At 65.2% G+C, this 22604-nt stretch carries 19 protein-coding genes and 1 pseudogene; 12 read left to right on the forward strand and 8 right to left on the reverse strand.

What is annotated here, in order from left to right:
- The first annotated feature begins 54 nt into the window (after positions 1-54).
- From ACFLEY_RS09515 to ACFLEY_RS09525, 3 genes are read left to right on the forward strand one after another with little or no spacing between them, the layout of a single operon-like run.
- Positions 55-1878 carry an ABC transporter permease gene (locus ACFLEY_RS09515; RefSeq protein WP_060908748.1) on the forward strand — a complete coding sequence of 608 codons (1824 nt, stop codon included), beginning with the start codon at positions 55-57 and terminating at the stop codon, positions 1876-1878.
- Positions 1878-2726: an ABC transporter ATP-binding protein gene (locus ACFLEY_RS09520; protein ID WP_060908747.1), complete on the forward strand. Its 849-nt coding sequence runs from the start codon at positions 1878-1880 to the stop codon at positions 2724-2726. The genes ACFLEY_RS09515 and ACFLEY_RS09520 overlap by 1 nt, the downstream gene beginning before the upstream one ends.
- Positions 2723-3463 carry an ABC transporter ATP-binding protein gene (locus tag ACFLEY_RS09525; RefSeq protein WP_011089634.1) on the forward strand — a complete coding sequence of 247 codons (741 nt, stop codon included), beginning with the start codon at positions 2723-2725 and terminating at the stop codon, positions 3461-3463. The genes ACFLEY_RS09520 and ACFLEY_RS09525 overlap by 4 nt, the downstream gene beginning before the upstream one ends.
- A gap of 3 nt (positions 3464-3466) precedes the next feature.
- Here the strand turns inward: ACFLEY_RS09525 and ACFLEY_RS09530 are convergent, their stop codons facing one another.
- Both ACFLEY_RS09530 and ACFLEY_RS09535 read right to left on the reverse strand, forming a co-directional pair.
- Complete coding sequence (locus tag ACFLEY_RS09530) at positions 3467-4981, reverse strand: ATP-binding protein (protein WP_060908746.1); 1515 nt, start codon at positions 4979-4981, stop codon at positions 3467-3469.
- 104 nt (positions 4982-5085) lie between these two features.
- On the reverse strand, positions 5086-5904 hold the full coding sequence (locus tag ACFLEY_RS09535; protein ID WP_038965652.1) for a YkgJ family cysteine cluster protein: 819 nt from the start codon (positions 5902-5904) through the stop codon (positions 5086-5088).
- 262 nt (positions 5905-6166) lie between these two features.
- Here ACFLEY_RS09535 and ACFLEY_RS09540 point away from each other — a divergent pair, with 262 nt between their 5' ends.
- The gene (locus ACFLEY_RS09540) at positions 6167-6769 is read left to right on the forward strand and encodes a LysE family translocator (RefSeq protein ID WP_082755432.1); all 603 of its coding nucleotides are present in this window, start codon (positions 6167-6169) and stop codon (positions 6767-6769) included.
- A 39-nt stretch (positions 6770-6808) separates the two neighbouring features.
- On the opposite strand, the pseudogene ACFLEY_RS09545 reads toward ACFLEY_RS09540, so the two are convergent.
- Positions 6809-7872, reverse strand: a pseudogene (locus tag ACFLEY_RS09545) (ketopantoate reductase family protein).
- 643 nt (positions 7873-8515) lie between these two features.
- On the opposite strand from ACFLEY_RS09545, the gene ACFLEY_RS09550 reads away from it, so the two are divergent.
- The 3 genes from ACFLEY_RS09550 to ACFLEY_RS09560 all read left to right on the forward strand — a co-directional run bounded on the left by ACFLEY_RS09550 (position 8516) and on the right by ACFLEY_RS09560 (position 12477).
- Positions 8516-9859 (forward strand): IS1380-like element ISBdi2 family transposase, encoded by a 1344-nt coding sequence (locus ACFLEY_RS09550; RefSeq protein WP_060907971.1) that lies wholly within the window; start codon positions 8516-8518, stop codon positions 9857-9859.
- A gap of 244 nt (positions 9860-10103) precedes the next feature.
- Positions 10104-11168: an IS630-like element ISRj1 family transposase gene (locus ACFLEY_RS09555; RefSeq protein WP_026192128.1), complete on the forward strand. Its 1065-nt coding sequence runs from the start codon at positions 10104-10106 to the stop codon at positions 11166-11168.
- 358 nt (positions 11169-11526) lie between these two features.
- Complete coding sequence (locus ACFLEY_RS09560) at positions 11527-12477, forward strand: hypothetical protein (RefSeq protein ID WP_011089583.1); 951 nt, start codon at positions 11527-11529, stop codon at positions 12475-12477.
- A gap of 13 nt (positions 12478-12490) precedes the next feature.
- On the opposite strand, the gene ACFLEY_RS09565 is transcribed toward ACFLEY_RS09560, so the two are convergent.
- Positions 12491-13069: a MarR family winged helix-turn-helix transcriptional regulator gene (locus tag ACFLEY_RS09565; protein WP_211434043.1), complete on the reverse strand. Its 579-nt coding sequence runs from the start codon at positions 13067-13069 to the stop codon at positions 12491-12493.
- Between the two features lie 665 nt (positions 13070-13734).
- On the opposite strand from ACFLEY_RS09565, the gene ACFLEY_RS09570 reads away from it, so the two are divergent.
- Entirely contained in the window at positions 13735-14622 is an 888-nt protein-coding gene (locus ACFLEY_RS09570; protein WP_060908742.1) for a dienelactone hydrolase family protein, read from the forward strand.
- A 109-nt stretch (positions 14623-14731) separates the two neighbouring features.
- On the opposite strand, the gene ACFLEY_RS09575 is transcribed toward ACFLEY_RS09570, so the two are convergent.
- Both ACFLEY_RS09575 and ACFLEY_RS09580 read right to left on the reverse strand, forming a co-directional pair.
- Positions 14732-16000: a serine hydrolase gene (locus ACFLEY_RS09575; RefSeq protein WP_060908741.1), complete on the reverse strand. Its 1269-nt coding sequence runs from the start codon at positions 15998-16000 to the stop codon at positions 14732-14734.
- Positions 16001-16117: 117 nt separating this feature from the next.
- Entirely contained in the window at positions 16118-16969 is an 852-nt protein-coding gene (locus tag ACFLEY_RS09580) for an SDR family oxidoreductase (RefSeq protein WP_060908740.1), read from the reverse strand.
- Between the two features lie 156 nt (positions 16970-17125).
- On the opposite strand from ACFLEY_RS09580, the gene ACFLEY_RS09585 reads away from it, so the two are divergent.
- Positions 17126-17842 (forward strand): HAD family hydrolase, encoded by a 717-nt coding sequence (locus ACFLEY_RS09585; RefSeq protein WP_060912687.1) that lies wholly within the window; start codon positions 17126-17128, stop codon positions 17840-17842.
- 67 nt (positions 17843-17909) lie between these two features.
- On the opposite strand, the gene ACFLEY_RS09590 is transcribed toward ACFLEY_RS09585, so the two are convergent.
- Positions 17910-18317: a nuclear transport factor 2 family protein gene (locus ACFLEY_RS09590; RefSeq protein WP_028174485.1), complete on the reverse strand. Its 408-nt coding sequence runs from the start codon at positions 18315-18317 to the stop codon at positions 17910-17912.
- A gap of 100 nt (positions 18318-18417) precedes the next feature.
- Positions 18418-19902, reverse strand: a complete 1485-nt coding sequence (locus ACFLEY_RS09595; protein WP_060912686.1) for a mannitol dehydrogenase family protein — start codon at positions 19900-19902, stop codon at positions 18418-18420.
- A gap of 144 nt (positions 19903-20046) precedes the next feature.
- On the opposite strand from ACFLEY_RS09595, the gene ACFLEY_RS09600 reads away from it, so the two are divergent.
- The 3 genes from ACFLEY_RS09600 to ACFLEY_RS09610 all read left to right on the forward strand — a co-directional run bounded on the left by ACFLEY_RS09600 (position 20047) and on the right by ACFLEY_RS09610 (position 22602).
- Positions 20047-20868 carry a FadR/GntR family transcriptional regulator gene (locus ACFLEY_RS09600; RefSeq protein ID WP_060908739.1) on the forward strand — a complete coding sequence of 274 codons (822 nt, stop codon included), beginning with the start codon at positions 20047-20049 and terminating at the stop codon, positions 20866-20868.
- A gap of 87 nt (positions 20869-20955) precedes the next feature.
- Positions 20956-21915 (forward strand): sialic acid TRAP transporter substrate-binding protein SiaP, encoded by a 960-nt coding sequence (locus tag ACFLEY_RS09605; RefSeq protein ID WP_060912685.1) that lies wholly within the window; start codon positions 20956-20958, stop codon positions 21913-21915.
- Between the two features lie 108 nt (positions 21916-22023).
- On the forward strand, positions 22024-22602 hold the full coding sequence (locus ACFLEY_RS09610) for a TRAP transporter small permease (RefSeq protein WP_011089572.1): 579 nt from the start codon (positions 22024-22026) through the stop codon (positions 22600-22602).
- Positions 22603-22604 lie beyond the last annotated feature (2 nt).

The following is a 22604-nucleotide window of genomic DNA, read 5'->3' on the forward strand; positions in this document are numbered from 1 at the left end:
GACGGCCGGAGCGCGCCGCTCCGGCTGCCTTCCTTCCTACGCGGGGACCAACGTTTGTCTTCCTGGCTCGACTACACGATCAACGGGCTGATCGTCGGCAATGTCTACGCCCTTGTTGCGGTCGGGCTCGCGCTGATCTTCGGCGTCAGCCGGCTGATCAACTTTGCGCAAGGCTCGATCTATCTGGTCGGTGCCTATATCGGCTGGGTCGCGGTGGTGCAGCTGCATACGCCGCTGCCGCTCACCATCATAGTGGTCGCGGTGGCCGCAGCGCTGGTCGGGCTGATCATCGAGCGGTTCGGCCTGCGGCCGCTCCAGAACTCGGTGCGCATCGCGCCGCTGCTCGCGACCATCGGCATCAGCTTCGTGCTCGACCAGCTGGTGATGCTGACGTTCTCGCCGAACCCGCGTGCGCTGCCGAGCCAGTTGCCGGACGTCCGCTTCCAGATCGGCGGCGGCACGATCGGCCCGCTCGATCTGCTCATCGCCGGCGTCGGCATCACCAGCGCGCTGCTGCTGTTCGTGTTCCTGCGCTACAGCAAGCTCGGCTGGGCGGTGCGCGCCACCGCGCAGGACCGCGATGCCGCGATGCAGATGGGCGTCGATGTCAACCGCGTCAATCAGGCGGTGTTCGGCATCGCCGCGGCGCTCGGCGGCGTCTCCGGCATGCTGGTCGGCATGTATTACAACCAGATCGACACCGCGATGAGCCTTCAGGCGACACTCAAGGGCGTCGTCGCCGAAGTCGTCGGCGGCGCCGGCAACGTGCCGGGCGCGGTGATCGGGAGCCTGTTGCTGGGACTGGTCGAAAGCTACGGCGTAGCCGTGTTCGGCACCAGCTACCGCAATCTGTTCGCGTTCCTGCTGCTGGTTGTCGTGCTGGTGTTGCGGCCGAACGGCCTGTTCGCCAGCGCGCGGCAGGCGCCGCCCGAGCCGCTCACCGGGACTTTCATCGCGCCGAGCCGGCCGGTGCGCATTCCGCGCTGGGCGCTGCTGGTGGCGGCCGCTGCCTTTGCGATCCTGCCGCTGTTCCCGGTGTCCTTCTACGTGCTCCAGACCCTGATCAACGCCTGGCTGCTCGGCATGCTCGCGCTCAGCCTCACGCTCGTTGCAGGCACGATCGGGCAGGTCTCGCTTGGACATGCGGCGCTGCTCGCGATCGGCGCCTACACGTCGGCGCTGCTGTCGCTGACCTTCGCCGTTCCCGTCGGCCTCGCCATCATCGGTGGCGGCCTGATGAGCGCTGCGCTCGGCACCGCTCTGATCTCGCCGTCGTTCCGCCTGCGCGGGCACTACGTCTCGATCGCGACGCTCGCCATCGGCGAGATCGTGTCGCTGGTGATCTTGAACTGGGAGAGCGTCACGCGCGGGCCGATCGGCATCTCCGGCATTCCGCCGCTGTCGCTGTTCGGCTACGACCTCGTCAGCCCGTCGTCGGTCTACTGGTTCAGCCTTGCGGTCATGGTCGTTCTGGCGCTGCTCCAGGCGCGCCTGCTCGGCTCGCATCTCGGCCGCAGCTTTCGCGCCATCCGCGACGACGACATCGCCGCGCGCGCCTACGGCCTCAGCCTGAACCGCTACAAATCGCTGGCCTTCATCTTCGGCGGGTTTGCGGCGGGTGTCAGCGGCGGCATCGCCGCGCATCTCTATTCCTACATCAACCACGAGACCTTCAACACGCAGCAGTCCATCCTGGCGCTGACGGTCGTGATCCTCGGCGGCCTCGGCAATGTCGTCGGCGCCATCGTCGGATCGGTGGCGCTGGTCGGTCTGCCAGAATTGTTCCGGATCGCGGCGGAGTACCGCATCCTGATCTACGGCATCGTGCTGCTGCTACTGGTGCGGTTCAGGCCGCAGGGCCTGTTGGGAACGATGTGATGGCAGAGCAGCACACATCCATGCTGTCGCTGCGCGGGCTGACGCGGCGCTTCGGCGGCCTCACCGCGGTCGACGAGATCGATCTCGACCTCGCCAGGGGCGAGCTCGTCAGCATCATCGGCCCGAACGGCGCCGGCAAGACGACGCTGTTCAACCTCGTGACCGGGCTCGACCGGCCCGACGCAGGTCAAGTCCACTTCGAAGGCCAGGACATCACCGGCCTTTCGCCGGAGCGCCTCGCGGCCGACGGCATTGCCCGCACCTTCCAGCTCGGCCGCGTCTTCGGCAATCTCAGCGTCATGGACAACGTCCTGATCGGCGCGCACACGCGGCTGCGCGCGGTCAATCCGGCGGTGCCGGTGATCGGCCCGCTGCTGGAATTGGGGCTGGCGCTGCTGCGTCCCGCCAGCGTCAAGGCCGAGGAAGAGCGGCTGCGCGAGGAGGTGAAAGCCATCCTCGCCCGCTTCGGCGAACGGCTGCTGCCGCGGATCGACCAGCCGGCCTACAGCCTCTCCTACGCCAACCGCCGCCGTGTCGAGATCGCCCGTGCGCTCGCTCTCAAGCCGCGCCTGCTACTGCTCGACGAGCCGACCGCCGGCATGAACCCGACCGAGACCGCGGAGATGCAGGCGCTCGTCGCCGAGCTGAAGGCGGAAGGGCTGACCATCCTGTTGATCGAGCACAAGCTGGAGATGGTGATGCGCCTCTCCGACCGCGTCATCGTCATGGACGAAGGCAAGAAGATCGCGGAAGGGCCGGGCGAACAGGTGCGTGGCGATCCCAAGGTGATCGAGGCCTATCTCGGTCACGGCCTGTCGGGGGCGGCGGAGCAGGAGAGCGCGGCATGACGAATTCCTCTTCCGGGCCGCTGCTCGCGCTGTCTGATGTCAACACCTTCTACGGCCAGGCCCAGGTGCATTTCGACCTGTCGATCACGGTCGCGCGCGGCCACATCGTCTGCCTGCTCGGCGGCAATGCCAGCGGCAAGTCCACGACGATGAAGATCATCCTCGGCCTCGTCAAGCCGCGGTCCGGTGACGTGACGTTCGACGGCGCTTCGCTGATTGGCCTCTCCACGCCGCAGATCGTCCGCCGCGGCATCGCCTCGGTGCCGGAGGCGCGGCGGCTGTTCGCGGACATGACCGTCCGCGAGAACATCCTGATGGGCGCCTTCGTGCGCAACGACCGCGATGCGGTGGCGCAGGATCTCGACAAGATGCTGACGCTGTTTCCGAAGCTCGGCCAGCGGCTCTCCCAGCGCGCAGGCTCCTTGTCCGGCGGCGAGCAGCAGATGGTGGCGATGGCGCGCGCGCTGATGAGCCGTCCCAGGATGATCGTGATGGACGAGCCGACCATGGGCCTGTCGCCGCTCTATGTCGACCGCGTGCTGGAGCTGATCCGCACCATCAACCAGGAGGGCGTGTCCGTGTTCATGGTCGAGCAGAACGCCAGCCTCGCGCTCGAGATCGCGCATGAGGCCTATGTGCTCCAGACCGGCAAGATCGTGCTTTCCGGCCCCGCGCGGGCGCTGAAGGACGATCCTCGCGTCCGCGACGCCTATCTCGGCGGGGCCGAGGCCGCGTAACGATCAGGCCGAAGCTGCGCTCTGTGCCGGCTCCGCCGGCAGATCGTCGCCATTGGGATCACCGGGCGCGGTCGCCCAGGCCAGCTCCACCAGCGTCACGATCCTGCGTCCGCCGCCGTCGAGCTGGCAGACGATGAGACCCTGCTCCTCCATGTAGCTGAGCAGGCGCTGCGCGCGGCGCAGCGAATGCGAGCCATAGGCGCGGGCGATCGCGGCATCGCCCGGGCAGGGCCAGCCTTCCTTCGCCGCGCGCGCGATCATCATGAAGACGCCCTGCATGTCGTCGGGCAGGATCGAGGCGCGCAGCGACACGTCCTGCCAGTCGTCGTCCTCGGCATGCTCGGCGCCAAGCCCGGCGCGCGCGCGCGTCAGCATGCGGCGGAATTCGTTGAGGTCAGGCACGGCCGCGCCGAGGCCCTCGATGCGGCAGCGGACCACGAACTCCTGATAGAGCACGCCGACGGCGCGGAAGCCGGCATCGGGCTCGGCGAGCACGGCACGCAGGGTCCGGTCGACGCGTTCGCGCCGCTCCGCGAGCTCCTCCGCGCTGACCTGAACCTCGACCACCTCAGGCCGGATCTCCGGCGTGGCGGCCGCTTTCGCGGCGCGGAGCTGTTCGAGCAGATCCGGCGCGGGCCGGCGCTGCGGCCGGCTGGCATCGGGCGGCGGCGCGGCCAGGATCACGGCGCGCATATCCTCGCGTGCGGAGTCCGGCATCGGCATCAGCCGCGGCGTGGAGTTGCGCGCGTGGGTATCGGTCGGGCCGATGTTCAGGCGCAGCGGACGCCGCGACAGCGCAGGTCCCAGCGCCATGAACTGGCCGCGCTCGAGATCGCGAAAGGCTTCCGCCTGCCGCCGCTCCATGCCGAGCAGGTCGGCGGCGCGCGCCATGTCGATGTCGAGGAAGGTCCGGCCCATCAGGAAGTTGGAGGCTTCCGCCGCGACGTTCTTGGCGAGCTTTGCCAAACGTTGCGTCGCGATGATGCCGGCGAGCCCGCGCTTGCGGCCGCGGCACATCAGATTGGTCATGGCACCGAGCGACAGTTTTCGCGCCTCGTCCGACACCTCGCCGGCGACCGCCGGCGCAAACAGCTGCGCCTCGTCCACCACCACCAGCATCGGGTACCAATGGTCGCGATCGACGTCGAACAGGCCGCCGAGAAACGCGGCGGCACGGCGCATCTGGTTCTCGGCATCGAGGCCCTCGAGATTGAGCACGGTGGAGACGCGATGCAGCCGCGCGCGCTCGCCCGCGACCTGAAGGCCGCGCTCGGTGTGATCCTCGGCCTCGATCACGAGATGGCCGAAGCGCTCGGCCAGCGTGACGAAATCGCCCTCGGGGTCGATGATGGCCTGCTGCACCCAGGGTGCGCTCTGCTCCAGCAGCCGCCGCAACAGATGCGACTTGCCGGAGCCCGAATTGCCCTGCACCAGGAGGCGGGTCGCCAGCAGTTCCTCGAGGTCCATGGCCGCCGCGGCGCCCGCCGTGGTCTGCCCCATCTCGATCGCAACCGTCATGTCCCGACTCAAGTCCCCATCATTCGCGGACAGGGGCTTATCAACCCGGCCGGGGCGCGTCGAGCACCACAGCGCGAATCATGCTCTGTTGCCCACGACGGCGTTCAGGCGTGATTCGACAACCGTAGAAGCGCGGGGCGATAGGGCGGGACGGGATCGTCGTCCTCGTTCGGGGGAATAGCGCAGGAGCCGAATTCCTGCCTGATCCGCTCGATCTCGGCGATGCGCTCGTGCAGCCGCTGCAGATGTTCCGGTGACGTTGCCCGCCAGAACCGGAACGTGTCGGGGGTGAGCGGCAGGAACGCGGTGCCTGATGGCGTCGGATCGGGAACGACGGTGCGTCCGAGCAGCAGGAATCGGTTCTCGCTGGAGACCACGAGGGTCGCGTAGCCGCGGTTTCCGATTCGCCTGATGCCGTTCATCGACCATTCGGCGAGCTTGCTGAAATACGGCTCCTCGCGCCAGCGATCGGGGCAGTCGTCGTCGACCGTGACGTTGACGGCGTCCTGGCTGAAATGCACCACGATGCCCGATTTCGCTGGAAACCATGCATCGTCGAGATGGCCTTGCAGCCAGGCGCAGGCGAACGACCGGCACATCTGCGGGCGGCTCGCGTAGATGGTGCATCCGGTGCCCGCCTGCCAATGCCTGCAGAGCTGGTTCACCGGCTTGTCGACCGCAGCGACTTCGAGGATATCGCAGCAGGCGTTGCACGATCCGCATTGACGCGGGTTGGGCGCTGTTCTCGGCAGACCCGTTGCCCTGAAGCCTTGGCCGTCGCGCACCAGGAGCTTTTGTTTCTCCAGCGCAGCCAACGCACGTTCGATCTTGAGACGGGATAGTCCGGTCGCGTCGATGACGCCCTTCATGGTCGTCGCGCCTGCCTCGACCGCACGGACGACGCTCAGCATCGCCTGATCCATTGCTTCTTCTCGTGTTCTTGTCTGGATCCCAAACGCAGGCATCGCAAATCAATGCCGGGCAAGGTGACTTACAAAGCTATCTTGCTCACGCCTAAGCGCGAGGCAAGACGACGAGACGTGGGCAGCGACACGATCGCGTGATCAGGACGGCGCGATCGCTCTCATCGAGTTCGGGCAACACCGAGAACCGTTCCGTGCGAACGCGGCCAAAGTCGAGCATGGCGGTGCCGCCGCATGACGCAGATCAAGATTTGCCGGCGCGATGCTGTTAGCCTGGGCTATGAACTTCCTGACCTTCTTCACGGCGACCTGTTTTCTCCTCGCCATGCCGGGACCGACCAACACCTTGCTCGCGACATCGGGGGCAGGGATCGGGATATCGCGGTCGCTCCGTCTGCTCGCGGCGGAGCTGTTCGGCTATCTCGCGGCGATTGTGCTGCTGCGGCTGGCGCTCGGTCCCGTCGTGAGCGGCATTCCGCTCGCGGCCGTCGTGCTTCGCGTGGCGGTCAGTGTCTACATCCTGGGCCTTGCCGTCATGCTCTGGCGCGTCAACGCGCGCGAGCTGCGCGGCGGCGCCGTGGTGACGTTCCGTCAGGTGCTGATCACCACGCTGCTGAATCCGAAGGCGATGGTGTTCGCCTTCCTGCTCCTGCCGCTCCAGGCCGGACTGTTCGAGCTCCTGCCGTGGCTCGGAATGATCGCGCTTCAGATCGTCACCGCGGGCGCCGCGTGGATTGCGTTGGGCGCAACGCTTGGCGGCGGCGCCCGTCGTCTCGGCTACCCTGAGATCATCACGCGCACCGGCGCGGTCACGCTCGTCGCCGTGACCGGCCTGATCTGGCTTCAATCATTCCTGAGCGCGTGAGCGCCTGCGTCGCGCGATAGCGACAGACGTGGCGCGCGGCTACTGCGCGCCCGATCCGCCCTGCACGAGTTCTCGTTCAGCTTCTGGTCCACGGTCTCGACCGTGCGGTCGATCTCGGGGTTGGGTACGCCGAGCTGATGCGAGATCAGCTTCACCAGCAGGTCGACGCGCTCGATGAAGGGCGCGCCGCTGGCCACCGCGCGCGCGGCCGACGACGGCTTGAGCAGGCTTTCGGCCGCCTTGGCGTATTTCGCGAACGGCACCTGGTCTTGCGGATCGGCGCCGAGGCGGCGGGCGATCGCGTCGACATGATCGTAGATCGTCTGCGAGCGCTTGAGATCGCCGTGCACGGCGTCGCGGATCGACTGCGGCTCGTGCGGCGTGATGCAGCGGTAGTTGCCGGTCAGCAGCATCGACCACTTCGCCAGCGGCACGAACAGGGAATCGAACATTTTCAGCTTCACCGGCACGTCGTGGCCGTCGAGCGTCACCGCGTCGATGTCGGCTTCGAGCTCGCGCAGCACCTTGTTGTGCTTCTCGTCGGCGAAGACCGATGCCTTGAAGTTGGTGGGCAGGCCGACGTGAAGCACGTTCGCGGCTTCCTCCGGCGGACGGAAGGCCTGCGGGTCGGGCGAGCACAGCGTCACCAGGCCCGGCTCGAACCGCTCCCACACCTGCGCGTTGGTATAGGCCTCCTCGAGATCCATGCCTGCGAGCGCCGGAATCCGCTTCAGATAGGGCAGCGGCGGCATGTTCATGATCGACAGGCACGGCAGCTTCGCCGCGGCGATCTTGACCATGAGCACGCGCACCGTGTGGTTGGTGTATTGCGGCTCCTGCATCGCAAGGCCGACCATGTCGTAACGGGAGACGTCGACATCGGCCGGCGTCACCGCATCGAGCTTGCCGGGCAGGTCGCGCGAGAAGATCGCCCGGTGCACCGCCTCGTCGCGCAACTTGATGCGGACCTCGGTACCGTCACGGTTGATCAGCTCCGCGGTCTTGGCGCGGCAGACGAGGGTGACGTTGTGTCCCGCCATCAGCAGCTTCGTGCCCAGCAGGGAGCCGTAGGAAGCCCCGAGAATCAATATGTTGCGCGCCATGTTTCGTCCCTTGGAAATGTCATGTGATTTTTGTGCCCCGGCTGCAATCTGAGGGCAGGTTGCCGGCATGTAAAGCGAAGTGCCCGATAATGGCAACTGGGATAATGCATACAAGGGGGCCGGCAGGCGGCGCAGCCGTGTTGCTGACGCCAGGAGTGTGACGATTCCTGGCCGGCTATGGGTCTGCAGATCCTCGCACTGCTCACAGCAAGCTGCTTATCCGAATTTCGGAATGTCGGATATCTCGATCATCCGGCTCACCTAGAAGGCGATCGTATGTCGTCACGTTTCGCGCACCGTGTGCGGATGGGCGGCGTTGATGGTTCGTCTCGCGAGTTTTCCTGCGACATCGACAGTCAAAAAAACCGCGGCGAAGACGGCCGCCATCGATGAAAGCGGCAATCCGCCGCATCTTTCTTCGCTATCTTGATTGGCGGCGCGCCGGTTCGGGTCATAACAGGTTCACGATGAAAGCCGACACAGGCCCTGCCTCCTCTGTCATCAAATGGCAGCCAATATTTAGCCCGTCTTATTCGTAAGAGTGCGCCTGAGGGCTGGCGAGCGTGGTGTAAAGCGCTGATGCGGCGTAGGATTCGGTTGCGAAGCCACCCCATCACCTTCAACCGCGAACGCCACGCCCGCCATGACCGACGATACGATTCTGCCCTTCTCGTTTCCAGCCATTCACGCCAAGAAAGTCACAGCTGCCTTCGATGGTGGGCGCCTAACCTCGAACGGGGGCGTGATGCTTCTGGCGATGGCCGAGCGGCGTCTCGGCTTGGCCGACAATCTGGCCCGGGTGTTCCCGGATCGGCGCGATCCGACGCGGGTCGTGCACAGCCTTGTCGATATGTTCCGCGCGCGCATGTTCGCGATCTGCTGCGGCTACGAGGACGCCGACGACCTCGATCATCTGCGGTCCGATCCCGCATTCAAGCTGGCCTGCGGACGGCTGCCGGACACGGGCCGCGATCTGTGTTCCCAACCGACGCTGTCGCGGCTGGAGAATGCTCCGCGCCTGCGCGACGTGATCCGACTGACCTACATTTTGGTCGACGCATGGATGGATAGCTACCCGCGCGAGCCGGCATCCGTCACGCTCGACATCGATGATACCTGCGATGTCGTCCACGGCCATCAGCAGCTCTCGCTGTTCAACGCTCATTATGACGAACGCTGCTTCCTGCCGATCCACGTCTACGACACGGAGAAGAGCCGTCCCGTGGCGGTCGTGCTGAGGCCCGGCAAGACGCCGGGCGGCGTCGAGGTGCGTGCCCTTCTGCGCCGCCTGGTACGGCATATCCGGACGCGGTGGCACAACACGCGAATTACGTTCCGTGGCGACGGGCACTATGCCCGGCCGGAGGCCATGGCGTGGTGCGAGACCAACGGCATCGACTACATCTTCGGTCTGTCCGGCACCAAGCCTCTCGCCAGAAAAGTCGACGAGGTCGCCGACGACATCCGCACCCGACGCGCCATCGAGAACCTGCCGGTTCTGCGTGGCTATACCGAGACGCGCCACAAGGCAAAGTCCTGGGATCGCGAACGGCGCACCGTCGCCCGTATTGAGGCGACGATGCTCGGCCTCGACATCCGTTTCGTCGTCACCAGCCTCGATGTCGGCTCGGCCGAGTGGATCTACGACAGCCTGTATTGCGCGCGCGGCCAAGCAGAGAATCTGATCAAGCTGCATAAGACACAGCTCGCCTCCGACCGCACCAGCTGCCGTTCGGCGCTCGCCAACCAGGTCCGTCTCGTGCTCCATACGGCCGCTTATTGGCTGATGCTGACCGTGCGCGAGGCCATTCCCAAAGTCCGGGAATTGGCCGCTGCCGAGTTCGCGACGCTGCGTCTTCGGCTCTTGAAGCTCGCCGCCCGTGTGGTCGAGACCTCGAGCCGCATTCGCCTTGCGTTTGCCGCGGCATGTCCCGAAGCCGACCTGATCTGCGGCTTGCCCGGCGCGCTGCTGCCGCTCGGTCCTTGACCGGCGGGGCGTCCGCCCCCGTTCGCCCAACCCATCCCTCAAGCGCGTTGCAAAGTACCGGTCGTCAGGCGGCGAAAAGCCGAAGGCAATCCTGTGCGCCTCGTCAGACAAGATGTGCGGCCGCATCAATCGGGCCCAAAAGCCGCACTCTCACGAATAGGACGGGTTAGTCGTCGATCGCAACAAAAAACTACAAACCTAGTACCCACTTTTCTTGGAACGTGAGTCGTGATTCAAGGTCGGGATGATACCCGAAGCAAGAGAAGTCCACCTTTCGAGGAAAGATCGCAAGGTGCTTGAGGCGTGCTGTCGCTCACCGGTGACGTTGCAGCGCGATTTGAAGCGGGCGCGGATAGTTCTGTTGGCGGCGGATGGGCGCAGCACCCGGTCGATCGCCAAGGAAGTTGGGGTCCAGCCGCGGATTGTCAGCCTTTGGCGGCATCGCTATGCCGACCATGGCCTTGAAGGGCTGCAAGACAAGCCGCGGCCTGGCAAGCAGCCGATCTATACGAAGACGACCGACAAGCGGATTCTGAAGCTGCTGGATAAGCCGCCACCGCAAGGGTTTGCGCGCTGGACCGGCCCCCTGCTGGCCGAGGCGCTGGGCGATGTCGATGTCCAATATGTCTGGCGGTTCCTGCGCAGCCACAAGATTGACCTGGTGGCTCGCAAGTCCTGGTGCGAGAGCAACGACCCGAACTTTACGGCCAAAGCCGCCGATGTTGTCGGCCTCTATGTCGCGCCGCCGGCGAAGGCCATTGTGCTGTGCGTGGACGAGAAGCCCTCGATCCAGGCTTTGGAGCGAGCGCAGGGTTATCTGAAGTTGCCCAATGGCCGCGCCTTGACCGGCCAAAGCCACGATTACAAGCGGCATGGCACCACAACATTGTTTGCGGCGCTCGAAGTCGCCACCGGAAAGATCATCGCGACCCATTCAAAACGCCGGCGCCGCGTCGAGTTTCTCGATTTCATGAACAGCGTCACCGCGGCTTTTCCGAACCGCAAGCTTCACGTCATCCTCGACAACCTCAACACCCATAAAAAGAACGAGGACTGGCTCAAGGCCCACCCCAACGTGCAATTTCATTTCACGCCGACAAGTGCGTCATGGCTCAATCAGGTCGAAGTATGGTTTTCCATCTTGCAGGGGCAGTCGCTCAGCGGCACCTCCTTCACGAGCCTCAAGCAGCTTCAGGAACACATCGATGCCTACGTCAACGCATACAACGACAGAGCCGAGCCCTTCGTCTGGACCAAGAAAAAGGTCCGTCAACGCCGTTTCAAAGGCCGCCGTATCACTCAGCTCTGATTCCGGGTACTAGTTTTGCACCGTGACGGATCTATAGTTCCGCATCCCCGTATAATCACAGCTATTTCGGGTGGTGCTGCGGGGTAGGCGTATGGAGGGGTTTTCAACCCCGGATTGACTCTCTCCACCGGTTTTCCACATGCGACAATTCGACTCATGTGTGGCGAGGCGACTCCAGCTTGGCGAAATCTTGGCGAGGGTGTGTCTTTCGAGTCGCACTCTCGCCACGTGCGTGACGCGTTTGACTCATGCGACGTCGCATCGTGCGTCATGAAAAGTTTTCGATGCGCACGTTTCGGGCAAGCTTCGACAAATAAATTCGTCGTTCGATAGATCTAACCGAACGGAGCATTCTCGCATGTTGTCCGATGGAAAAGCTCGTCCCAACGAGACCGCTGACGTTTCCTCGGCGGCGAAGCCGGCTCCGGAGCCACGCAATACAAGGGACAGCGCGACGCAAACAGCCAAGCCGGCCGCGAGCGCAAAGCGTGCGTCGGCTGCGGCGAGCGACGAAGCGCTGGCGAAAGAGGCGCTCGAGGGGCTGAAGCGCATTCGCGCCAAGGCGCGCCTCGACAAGATGGCGATACCCAAGCCCGCGCCGGTCGTGATGAAGCCGGCCGTGATCGTGGCCAAGCCGCCGCCGCCCCGTCCGACCTGGGTCGCGCCGCTCGCAACGTTGGCGGTCGCCGCCATCCTGGTGGTCTGCGCCTGCACCGGCGTGATCGCCTATCTCACCACGCAGCCCGCCCAGAACAATGTCGCGGCCAATACGGAGATCAGGAATCTGCGCGAGACGGTCGCCCAGCTGCGCAAGCAGGTGTCGGGCGTGTCCGAAAATCTCGACGGCCTGCGCACCGCGGTCGATCAATCGAGCAAGGCGACCAACGATCGCTTCGGCAGGTTTGCCGAGAATCTGGACCGCATCGAGCGGGTGAGCTCGTCCTCGACGGTCAAGCTCGACAAGCTCGCCCAGGCGCAAGCCCAGGCTCCGGCGCCGACAGTGGCGCAATCGCAGCCGTCGTCGCAGGCCGCGCCGATGATGGCTTCGCTCGCAGCGCCCGAGGTCACGGGCTCGGTGTCTCCCTCCGAGCGCGCATCAGTGCCGCGGAAGGTGGTCAAGGGCTGGTCGGTGCGCCAGGCCTATGAGGGGATTGCGATCCTGCAAAGCCCGAACGGCGTCATCGAGGCCGTGCTGGGGCAGCAGGTGCCCGGCCTTGGCCGCATCGAGGAGATCCGGAACGAGAACGGGCGCCTTGTGGTCGAATCCAGCGGGGGCGTGATCTACTCGTCGCGCAAGGCAACGCCGTGATCGAGCGCCGCCTCTATTGGCGGTGATGCTCGAAGCTGGTGCATAGCAGATCGACCTCCGGCTCCGCGATTGGCGCGCGAAACAGGCGGCAGCTGAACTCGACCGTCGTCTTGCCGTCCGCCGCGGTGCGATCTTCCCGGAGGAAGATGCAGCGCTTGCAGACGTCGGTATGGTGCCGCTGCTCGGCCGCGTCCGACTGGTCCAGCACGTGGCGGAGCGCGTCGCGGAAGCGGATCTTGGCCTCGTCGTCGAGCACGGCAATCGCCTCGACGAGAACGTTGACGGGATCGCGCGCCAGGAACTTCTTGCCCGGCTGCGTGACGCTCAGCATCACCGACCGCTTGTCCTTGGCCGAGCGCTTTCGCTCGAGATAGCCGAGCCGTTCCAGCTCACCGATGATGAACGAGGCGGTGCCGCGCGTGGTGCCGACGTAACTCGCGAGCGCCGAGGGCGCGCGGGAAAACCGGTTGGCGCGGGAGAGGAAGCGCAGCGCCATCCACTCGCGATCGCGCAAGCCGTGCTTGGTGCCTTCGAACCAGAGGATTCGTGCGACCTGCTCCAACAGTTCAATCGATTCGCGAGCCAAATTCATTTCACTTCCAAGTCGGATAAAGCTTTATTCAACTGAGCCTTCGGGGGAGCGCAATCGGGGTGGACGAGAATGAAACCCGCGGGCGATCCTTGGTCGGACGGCGCGCCCACTGGGAAGACGTCCTCCGTTTCCGGAGATGGAACTTCCGGCCGTGGAACTAGAGCGTCACAAAGAAAGTTCGAGTAAACCGCGCGGCTCAACTCTTCTGAAAATTTCAGTCAAATGACGGCGGCTCGCGCGCGGGATTCCGATAGCGCGCAACATCCCGGCAACATGATGTGTCGTTGCGGTCGCGATGGAGCCCATTTGTTGCGGCGAAGCGTTTCGAATTGCGCGAGGGGTGGAGTGTCTGCAGCTTCTGACCGCGTGAGGTGCGGCGGAAGAACCCCTATTTTCGGTTAATGGATGTTGCGCCGCAGCGCAGCCACGCGGTTAAATCGGGCACACGATCAAATCCGGAAAGCTTGCGCGTGGGCCTTGCGCGGACGATCGCCGGCCAGCGGCATCATCTCGATTCAGCTCAGGCAGGACATGGGGGAGCGGCGTCAGGGACATGCCTGAAGACCGCATGCTCGCAGGCTGGTGATTTGCGTTTCCCCGGCGACTCTTGGCGAATGCATCGCCCCCCGGGGGTACCATTGCAGGCAGCAGGAAGGGATAGACTGATGAGTTTCGAAACGATCATGACATCCGACGTCGTCGGGCTGACGAAAGTTGCCCCGGTCTCGCGTCGCGGATTCATGAGCGCGACCGCGGCCGTCGCCGCCGGCTACACGCTTGCGGCAGGTCCCGTCCGTGCCGAGGTGATCGCGACGGATACCAAGGGCCTCCAGGCCGGCGACGCCAGGATCAAGGTCGGCACCGAGGAGATGCCTGCCTATTTCGCCCGCCCCGCCGGCAACACCAAGGCGCCGGTGATCATCGTGGCGATGGAGATTTTCGGCCTGCACGAATACATCAAGGACGTGACGCGGCGCCTGGCCAAGCTCGGCGCATTCGCAATCGCGCCCGACTATTACTTCCGCAAGGGCGTCGACCTGACCAAGGTGACCGACATCAAGGACCTGTTGGCGGTCGTGAATGCCAAGCCGGACACCGAGCTGCTGTCCGATCTCGACGCGACGGTGGCGTGGGCGGGATCGCAGGGCGGCGATACCGCCAAGCTCGGTATCATCGGCTTCTGCCGCGGCGGGCGCACCGTCTGGGAATATGCCGCTCACGGCGGTACTCTCAAGGCGGGTGTCGCCTTCTATGGGACGGTGGTCGACCCCGCCAATCCACTGTGGCCAAAGAGCCCGCTCCAGCTCGCACCCGAGATGAAGACGCCGGTGCTTGGCCTCTATGGCGGCGCCGATACCGGCATTCCCGTTGCGCAGGTCGAGCAGCTCAAGGCGGCGCTCGAGCAGAACAAGAAGACGGCCGAATTCAAGATCTACCCCGAAGCGCCGCACGGCTTCCATGCCGACTACCGCGGCAGCTACCGCAAGGACGCCGCGGAAGATGCCTGGAAGCAGGCCGAGGCCTGGTTCAAGAAATATGGCGTCCTGAGCTGACGCCGGAGCATGATCCGGAAAAGTGTGCAGCGGTTTTCCGACAAGATCATGCTCAAGCAATTCAAGAGGCGGCCCGCACGGCCGCCCTTTCTGTTTCAGCGTGCCGATCTCACTTCACCATCGCGCCATAGACGATGTCCTGGACCTGCTCGCGGTAGTATTTCCTGAGCTCACCGGGCGCCGCGGTTCCGACCACGACGACGAGACGCTCCCTGGGATCGCAGAAGAACTGCGTTCCGAACGCGCCGTTCCAGGTGAACTCGCCGGGGTTGCCGGGGACCGACGACACCCCTTCGCCGGTGCGGACCGCAACCGCGAGGCCAAAGCCGAAACCGGCGCGATGCGGCTCGATGACCGCCACGTTGTTCTTGATCTCGGGGCCGAGATGGTTGGTCGTCATGTGATGCACGGTCTTCGGGCCGAGGATGCGCTGGCCGTCGAGCTCGCCGCCGTTGAGCAGCATCTGCCCGAGGCGGATGTAGTCGCCGACCGTCGCGAACGAACAGGCGCCGCCGCAGTCGAACCTGGTCGGCGTGTCCAGCAGCTTGATGGCTTGCGGCTTCCCCGTCAGCGGATCGTTGGCGAACGGGCGGGCGAGGCGAGGGCGCTGCGCGTCGGTCGGGTGGAAGGTCGCGTCCTTCATGCCGAGCGGCTGCCACACATTGGCGGCGAGATAGTCGCCGAGCCGCTGTTCGCTCACCTTCTCGACGACGGCGCCGAGCACATCGATCGAAAAGCCGTATTCGAACTCTGTCGAGGGCTGATGCGCCAGCGGCAGCTTTGTGATGCGGTCGATGAAGGCCTGCGTGTCGCCTTCGATCGCCGGCGCGACGCCATCAGGGTATTGCCGCGCCACCGGGCTCGAACTGTCCGGGCGACCGCCATACATCAATCCGGACGTATGCCGGTAGAGATCGTGGATGAAGATCGGCGAGGCCTGCGGCTCGAGCTTGAGCGAGCCGTCGGCCTGCTGAACGCCGACCTTCATGTCGGCAAAGCCGGGATAGTAGTCGGACAGCCTGGCCTGGAGCGGCAACTGGCCCTTCTCCATCAGCGTCAGGCCTGCGACTGCGGCCATCGGCTTGGTCATCGAGGCCAGCGCGAAGATCGCGTCGACCGGCATCGGCGTGCCCTTGTCCGGATCGAGCAGGCCATAGGCCTTGTAGTGTACGAGCTTGCCGTCACGCGCCACTGCGACGACGGCGCCGGGCACGCGCTTTGCGGCGATTTCGCGGGCGAAGAAACTGTCGAGCCGTGCAAGACCCTGCTTCGAGAAACCGGCGTCGTCAGGATTGGCTTCGGGCAGCGGTGCGGCGCGCGCTGCACCGAATGCGATGACGGCAGCCGCCGCCGCGATCATGGCGATCGTCTTCTTCATTGTATCCTCCCAAGGCGAGCTCGTTTCGTTGTGGCTCGCGCGGCACCTAGATCACGATCGCACTGGGGCGAAGTCAAGCGCAGGCAGGGCATGTCTGGGAGGCGTCGGAGGTGGACCCTATCGTCCTTCGCCCGCGCGCCACAGCGCATCCAGGGCGTGGCGGTAGGTCGGATAGGCCAGCGTGACGCCGAGCTCGCGCTTCAATTTCGCGTTGGAGACGCGAGCGCTGCTGGCATAGAAGCTACGCGCCATCGCCGACATCTCGGCGGTCTCGAACGCCTCTTCGGGCGGCGGCGCGACGCCCATGAGCTGGGCGGCATAGGCGATCACGTCCTGCGGCGGCGCTGGCTCGTCGTCGCAGACGTTCCAGGTGCCGCTGCCCTGGTGACGAACCGCGGCCATGATCGCGCTTGCGATGTCGTCGGCGTGGATGCGGTTGAAGACCTGTCCGGGCTTGATGATGCGCCGGGCCGTTCCGGCGCGCAGCGTCACCAGCGCATTGCGGCCGGGACCGTAGATGCCTGCAAGCCGCAGGATCGCGACATCGCCGCGCCCGATATCCGTCCAGGCCTGCTCCGCTGCGAGCCGCATGCGTGTGCGATCGAGGGCGGCCTGCGGCGGCGTGCTTTCGTCCACCCAAGCGCCTGCGTGATCGCCATAGACGCCGATCGTGGACAGGTAGATGATCTTGCGCTGACGGCCCCCGGCCAGCACGTCCGCGCAGGCCGCGATTGCGGGATCGCCGGCGCTGCCGGGCGGGATCGAGATGAGAAGGACATCGGCGTCGCTGATACGTTCGGCCGTCTCGCGAGCCGGGCGGCTGCCGGAAAACGGGTGCACCTCGATGCCTGCAAGGTCATCCCGTTTCGCGGGATCGCGCACCGTGCCGGCGATGTGCGAGAACGTTCCGCCGAATCTGCGGACGAAATGCCTGGCGCTGTAGCCGAAGCCTAGAATGAAGAGCCGCATGCCTCTCCCGTGCAGGTCGGAGTTCCCGTCGCGCCAGCTGCGCGCTTCCGCTCATAAGGGATTTTTGGGTCCGGCAAAAGATATTGCAATTTTACGCGCCCGCCAGTGCGGGCGATGATCGCTCGTCGCGGAGATGTCATCAGGGAAGCGTCGATCATGCAGGCAGAAGCGGCCACTATGCCGCCATTGGACGCCGCGGAGCTGATCCGGCGCGCGGCCGCGCTGATCTTCGATGTCGACGGCACCCTGGCCGAGACGGAGGAACTGCATCGGCAGGCCTTCAACCATGCCTTTGTCCGCCACGGTCTCGACTGGTATTGGGACCGCGCCGTCTACAAGGACCTGCTGCGGGTGACAGGCGGCAAGGAGCGAATTCGCGCTCACCTCGCCCGGCTGCGGATTGCCGGGCCATTGTCAGACGAAGACATCGCCGAACTCCACCGCGTCAAGACCGCGCATTACGCCGAGCTGATCGAGACCGGCTGTTGCCCGCTGCGGCCGGGCGTGACGGACCTTCTCGCCGCGGCGAAGGCGCGCGGCCAGCGGCTTGCGATCGCGACCACCACCTCGCACGGCAACATCGATGCGCTGCTGTCGCGGGCGCTGGGGATGCGCTGGGCCGCGGACTTCGATGCGATCGTTGCCGGTGACGACGTCCGCTACAAGAAGCCTGCGCCGGATGTCTATCTCGAAGTCCTGGCGCGGCTGACGCTGGAGGCCTCCGACTGCGTCGCAATCGAGGATTCCGCCAACGGCCTGATTGCGGCATCGCGGGCGAACATCCCGGTTCTGATAACCCGCAGCATGTTCTTCCGGGACGATGATTTCGGCGCGGCGCGGTTCGTGCTGGACGATCTGTCGGGGCTTCGATGAGGTCGCCAACTAAAAAACTGAAAAACAACCCCATGCACAGTAGAACGGGCCGGCGGGCCTGCCGCCTTCAGTGGACGCGGTGACTCGTTCTATCGTCTTCAGCCTGCTCGACAATCTGCGCAATCGGGCTCGACTGATGGTGAACCAGGCGCCAGTCGTCGCCGACGCGGCGAAAATGGTTGGCAGCGGCCAAGGCGGTGCCGTCGACGATCTCGATGCAGAGCACGCGCGCGCAGTCGCCGTCGACGATGGCCTGCGGCTCGGCGCAGACGATCTGCGGCCGCTCCGGATTTTGCAGGATGTCGCGCCAGCTCCCGATCACGGTCGCCCGCCCGATGATCGCAGGCCAGCCGGGATGGATGCAGGAGATGGCGTCGTCATCCGCCCACATCTGTTCCATTCCGGCGAAGTCGCCCGTTGAAAAGGCGGCGTAGAAGGCCGCGTTCGCGGCGATGACCTTGCTGTCCTTTGCCATGGCTCTCGGGTGAGGCAATGACAGGCAAAAATCAAGCGCGACTTCCGTCGACTTTGCGTTCGATTTGGACCGCAGTGCAGCATTACTGCCCAGTTTGTGGTCACGCAGAAACGTGCGTCTCCACCGCCCGCCGCGCGCCGTCCGCATAGAGACGGCCGAGCGCCGCGGTCACGGCCTCGCGCAGGCGCGGCTCGGCACCCAGCGGCCCGAACACTTGTCCGACCCCGAGCAGTGCGGGCGCGAGCCGTTCGGCGACAGGGCCCGCCTCGCGCGCCAAGCCTGCGAACTCGCCGGCGAGGGGATCGCGCACGTCGATGGCGCGGCCGTGCTCGTCGCGCGCGGTGACGTAGCGCATCCAGCTGGCCACCGCGAGCGCATGCGTCGCGATCGGCAGGTTCTTGGCGAGGCGATCCCGCATCGCGCCGAGCAGGCGTTGCGGCAGCTTTTGCGAGCCGTCCATCGCGATCTGCCAGGTGCGGTGATGCAGCGCCGGATTGGCGAAGCGCTTGAGCAGCGAGGCGCGATAGGCGGCAAGGTCGGTGCTCGCCGGCATCGTCAGCGTCACCGCGGCCTCTTCCATCACCTGCGCGGCGAGACGCGCGAAGTGCGGATCCTGCATGGTGTCGGCGATGGTCTCGTAGCCGGCGAGATAGCCGAGATAGGCGAGCGCGGAATGGCTGGCGTTGAGCAGCCGAAGCTTCATCAGCTCGAACGGCTTGACGTCGGTGACGAGCTCGACGCCCGCGGCGGCAAGATCGGGCCGGCCCGCCGCGAAGCGGTCCTCGACCACCCATTGCGTGAAGGGCTCGGTCATCACGGGCCAGGCGTCGCGGAAGCCCAGCGCGGATGACACCGCATCGCGGTCGGCATCCGTCGTCTCCGGCACGATGCGGTCGACCATGGTCGAGGGAAAGGCTGCGGTATCCGCGATCCACTTGCCGAGATCCTTCGAGCGCAGCGCCGCGAACTGCGTCACGATCCGTTGCACGGTGTGGCCGTTGGCGGCGAGGTTGTCGCAGCACAGCACGGTGAAGGGCGCAAGCCCCTGCGCCCGGCGGCGTGCCAGCGCAGCCACGATGAAGCCGGGGGCCGAGCGCGGCGCGTCAAAATTGTTGAGATCGTGCACGACATCAGGGTGCCGCTCGTCGAGATCGCCGGTCTGCGGCGTATGGCAATAGCCTTTCTCGGTGACGGTGAGCGAGACGATGCGAATGGCGGGATCGGCCATCCGCTCGATCAGCCGCGCCGGGTTCTCGCGTGCGACGACGCTGTCGAGCAGCGCGCCGATGACGCGGTGCTCGGTGCCTTCGGTGGCACGAACGGCAACGGTGTAGAGATGATCCTGCGGGGCGAGGGCATCGCGCGTATCCGGGCTGCGCAGGCTCGCGCCGACGATGCCCCAGGATGCGGCCCCGGTGGCAAGGCAATCGTCGATGACGACGGCCTGATGCGCGCGATGAAAGGCCCCGAGGCCCAGATGCACGATGCCGGGCGTGACGCGCGATCGGTCATAGGCCGGGCGGCGGATGGCCGGCGGCAGCCGGTCGAGATTGGCGCGGCCAAGACGCGTTGAATTATGGCGCATGGTCGTCTCTCCCTGTCTTTGGCCGCTGCTTGACATGGCGCCCGTCCTCGGTCAATGCTCCGGTCAATTGGTAAGGCCAATTATCCAAAACTGGCGGGCGGCGGGTTTGGACGACCCCGCGCGACCCTTTCGGGGAGGACCAGCGTGCCGCTGGAAGCTGTGGAGGCGAGACGGCTCTATCGCCAGGTCGCCGATCAATTGCGAAGCCTGATCGACAGCGGCGAGTACGCGGTCGGCAGCCGCTTGCCGACCGAGCGCGAGCTCGCCGAGCAGCTCAAGGTGTCGCGGCCGACGGTACGCGAAGCCCTGATCGCGCTCGAGGTCGAAGGCCGCCTGCGCATTCGCGTCGGGTCCGGCATCTATGTGATCGAGCCGGCGGCCGTTGCGGCGCCTGCAACCGCTTCCGTCATCGAGGGTCCGTTCGAGCTGTTGCGCGCCCGCGAATTCCTGGAAAGCGCCATCGCCGAGCAGGCCGCGCGCGTCGCGACCAAGGACGACGTCGCGCGCATCGACGCGTCCCTTCTCGCGATGGAGAATGTCGAGCACCCCGGCGAAGCCTCGATGGTCCACGACCGCGCGTTCCATGTCGCGATCGCCGGAAGTCTCGGCAATGCCGTTCTGGTGCGCGTGGTCGGCGAGCTGTTCGACCAGCGCCTCAATCCCTATTTCGCGCAGCTCGCGCATTATTTCGAGAACCCGGGCACCTGGCGCACCGCGCTCGACGAGCATCGCGCCGTGCGCGACGCGATCGCCGCGCACGATCCGGACGCCGCGCGCGAGGCGATGCGCAATCACCTGGCGCGCTCGCAGGAGCGCTTTGCGCAGAATTTCGGCGCCGAGACAGCGGCAGGATTGTCCCCGGCACGATCTCCGGCAACGCCGGCAAAACCAGAACGAACGCCGAAGAAGCAGGCCGAAAGACAGGCCAAGAAGCAAGCCAAGAGCGGCAGCGCGCGGCGGCGATGAGATTGGGCGGCCCGCATTCCTTGGAGGCGGGCGAACAAGAAGCAGACTTGAACGATGGAGGAAAAGTCAGTGTTGAAGAAGATGACGATGATGCTCGCGGTCTCGGTCGCGGCGATGTTTGCAACGACCCAGGCCGGCATGGCGCAGACCAAGCTCAAATGGGCCCATGTCTACGAGACCTCTGAGCCGTTCCATACCGCTTCGGTCTGGGCCGCGCAGGAGATCGGCAAGCGCACCAACGGGCGCTATGCGGTCGATGTCTATCCGGCGTCCCAGCTCGGCAAGGAAGCCGACATCAACCAGGGCCTTTCGCTCGGCTCGGTCGACATCATCATCTCCGGCTCGAGCTTCGCGGCCAAGAGCTTCCCGCCGATCGGCGTGACCTACTATCCCTACACCTTCCGTGACGCCGATCACCTGCTTGCCTACACCAAGAGCGACATCTTCAAGGAGCTCGCCAAGGGCTATGAGGACAAGAGCGGCCACCACATCGTCGCCGTGACCTATTACGGCGTGCGCCAGACCTCGTCGAACAAGCCGATCAAGAGCTGCGCCGACCTCAAGGGCCTGAAGATGCGCGTGCCCGACGTTCCGGCCTATCTCGCAATGCCGCGCGCCTGCGGCGCCAACACCGCGCCGATCGCGTTCGCCGAAGTCTATCTCGCGCTCCAGAACGGCACCGTCGAGGCACAGGAGAATCCGCTGACCACGATCGAGGCCAAGAAGTTCTACGAGGTGCAGAAGCACATCGTGCTGACCGGCCACATCGTCGACCACCTCAACACGGTGGTGGCGGGCGCGCTCTGGAAGAAGCTCTCCGACGAGGACAAGAAGATCTTCACCGACGTCGCGCAGGAGGCCGCCGCCAAGGCGACCGCGGAGATCAAGCAGAACGAAGCCAAGCTGGTCGCCTTCTTCAAGGAGAAGGGCCTGACCGTGACCGAGGTCGACAAGAACGAGTTCCGCGACACCGTGCTGAAGAACGTCGCGTTCGAGACGTTTGGCTATCGCAAGGCGGATTGGGAACGGATTCAGGACGTCAAATAGCAGTGGCTGTCATTCTGGGGCTCGCGAAGCGAGAACCCGGAATCTCGAGGTTCCGGGTTCGATGCTGACGTGTCGCCCCGGAACGACGATTTGGAGAGAGGTAACCCCATGTCGACCGCCGAAATACACCGGCAGATCACCGCGGACGAGATCGCCCACACCTTCGAGGAGGAGGCGACGCCGAAGGTCGATCTCGGCATCTACGCTTTCGAGGACTGGGTGGCGCTGGCGATCTTCTGGGTGATGGCGCTCGCCGTCTTCCTCCAGTTTTTCACCCGCTACGTCCTCAACGACAGCTATGCCTGGACTGAGGAGATCGCGACCTACTGCCTGATCGGCGTGGTCTTCATCGGCGCATCGATGTGCGTGCGGCTGTCGCGGCACATCCAGGTCGATCTGATCTACCGTTATCTGCCGCATCTCGTCGCGCGCACGCTGTCGACGGTCATCGACCTGATCCGGATCGCCTTCTTCGGCTACGCCATCAAGCTGGTCTGGGTCTACATCCAGATCATCGGCGACGAGTCGATGACCACGATCAATCTTCCCAAGGACTACGTCTATTACGCCGTGCTGGCCGGCTTCGTGCTGATGTTCGCGCGCTCGGTGCAGGTGGCGTTGCAACATCTGCGACAGGGCTACTCGATCCTCGAACGTCCCGGCGCCTACGACGGTTTTGAAGGGTAAGG

The organism is Bradyrhizobium sp. YCK136, from assembly GCF_044570075.1.
Taxonomy (GTDB): domain Bacteria; phylum Pseudomonadota; class Alphaproteobacteria; order Rhizobiales; family Xanthobacteraceae; genus Bradyrhizobium; species Bradyrhizobium diazoefficiens.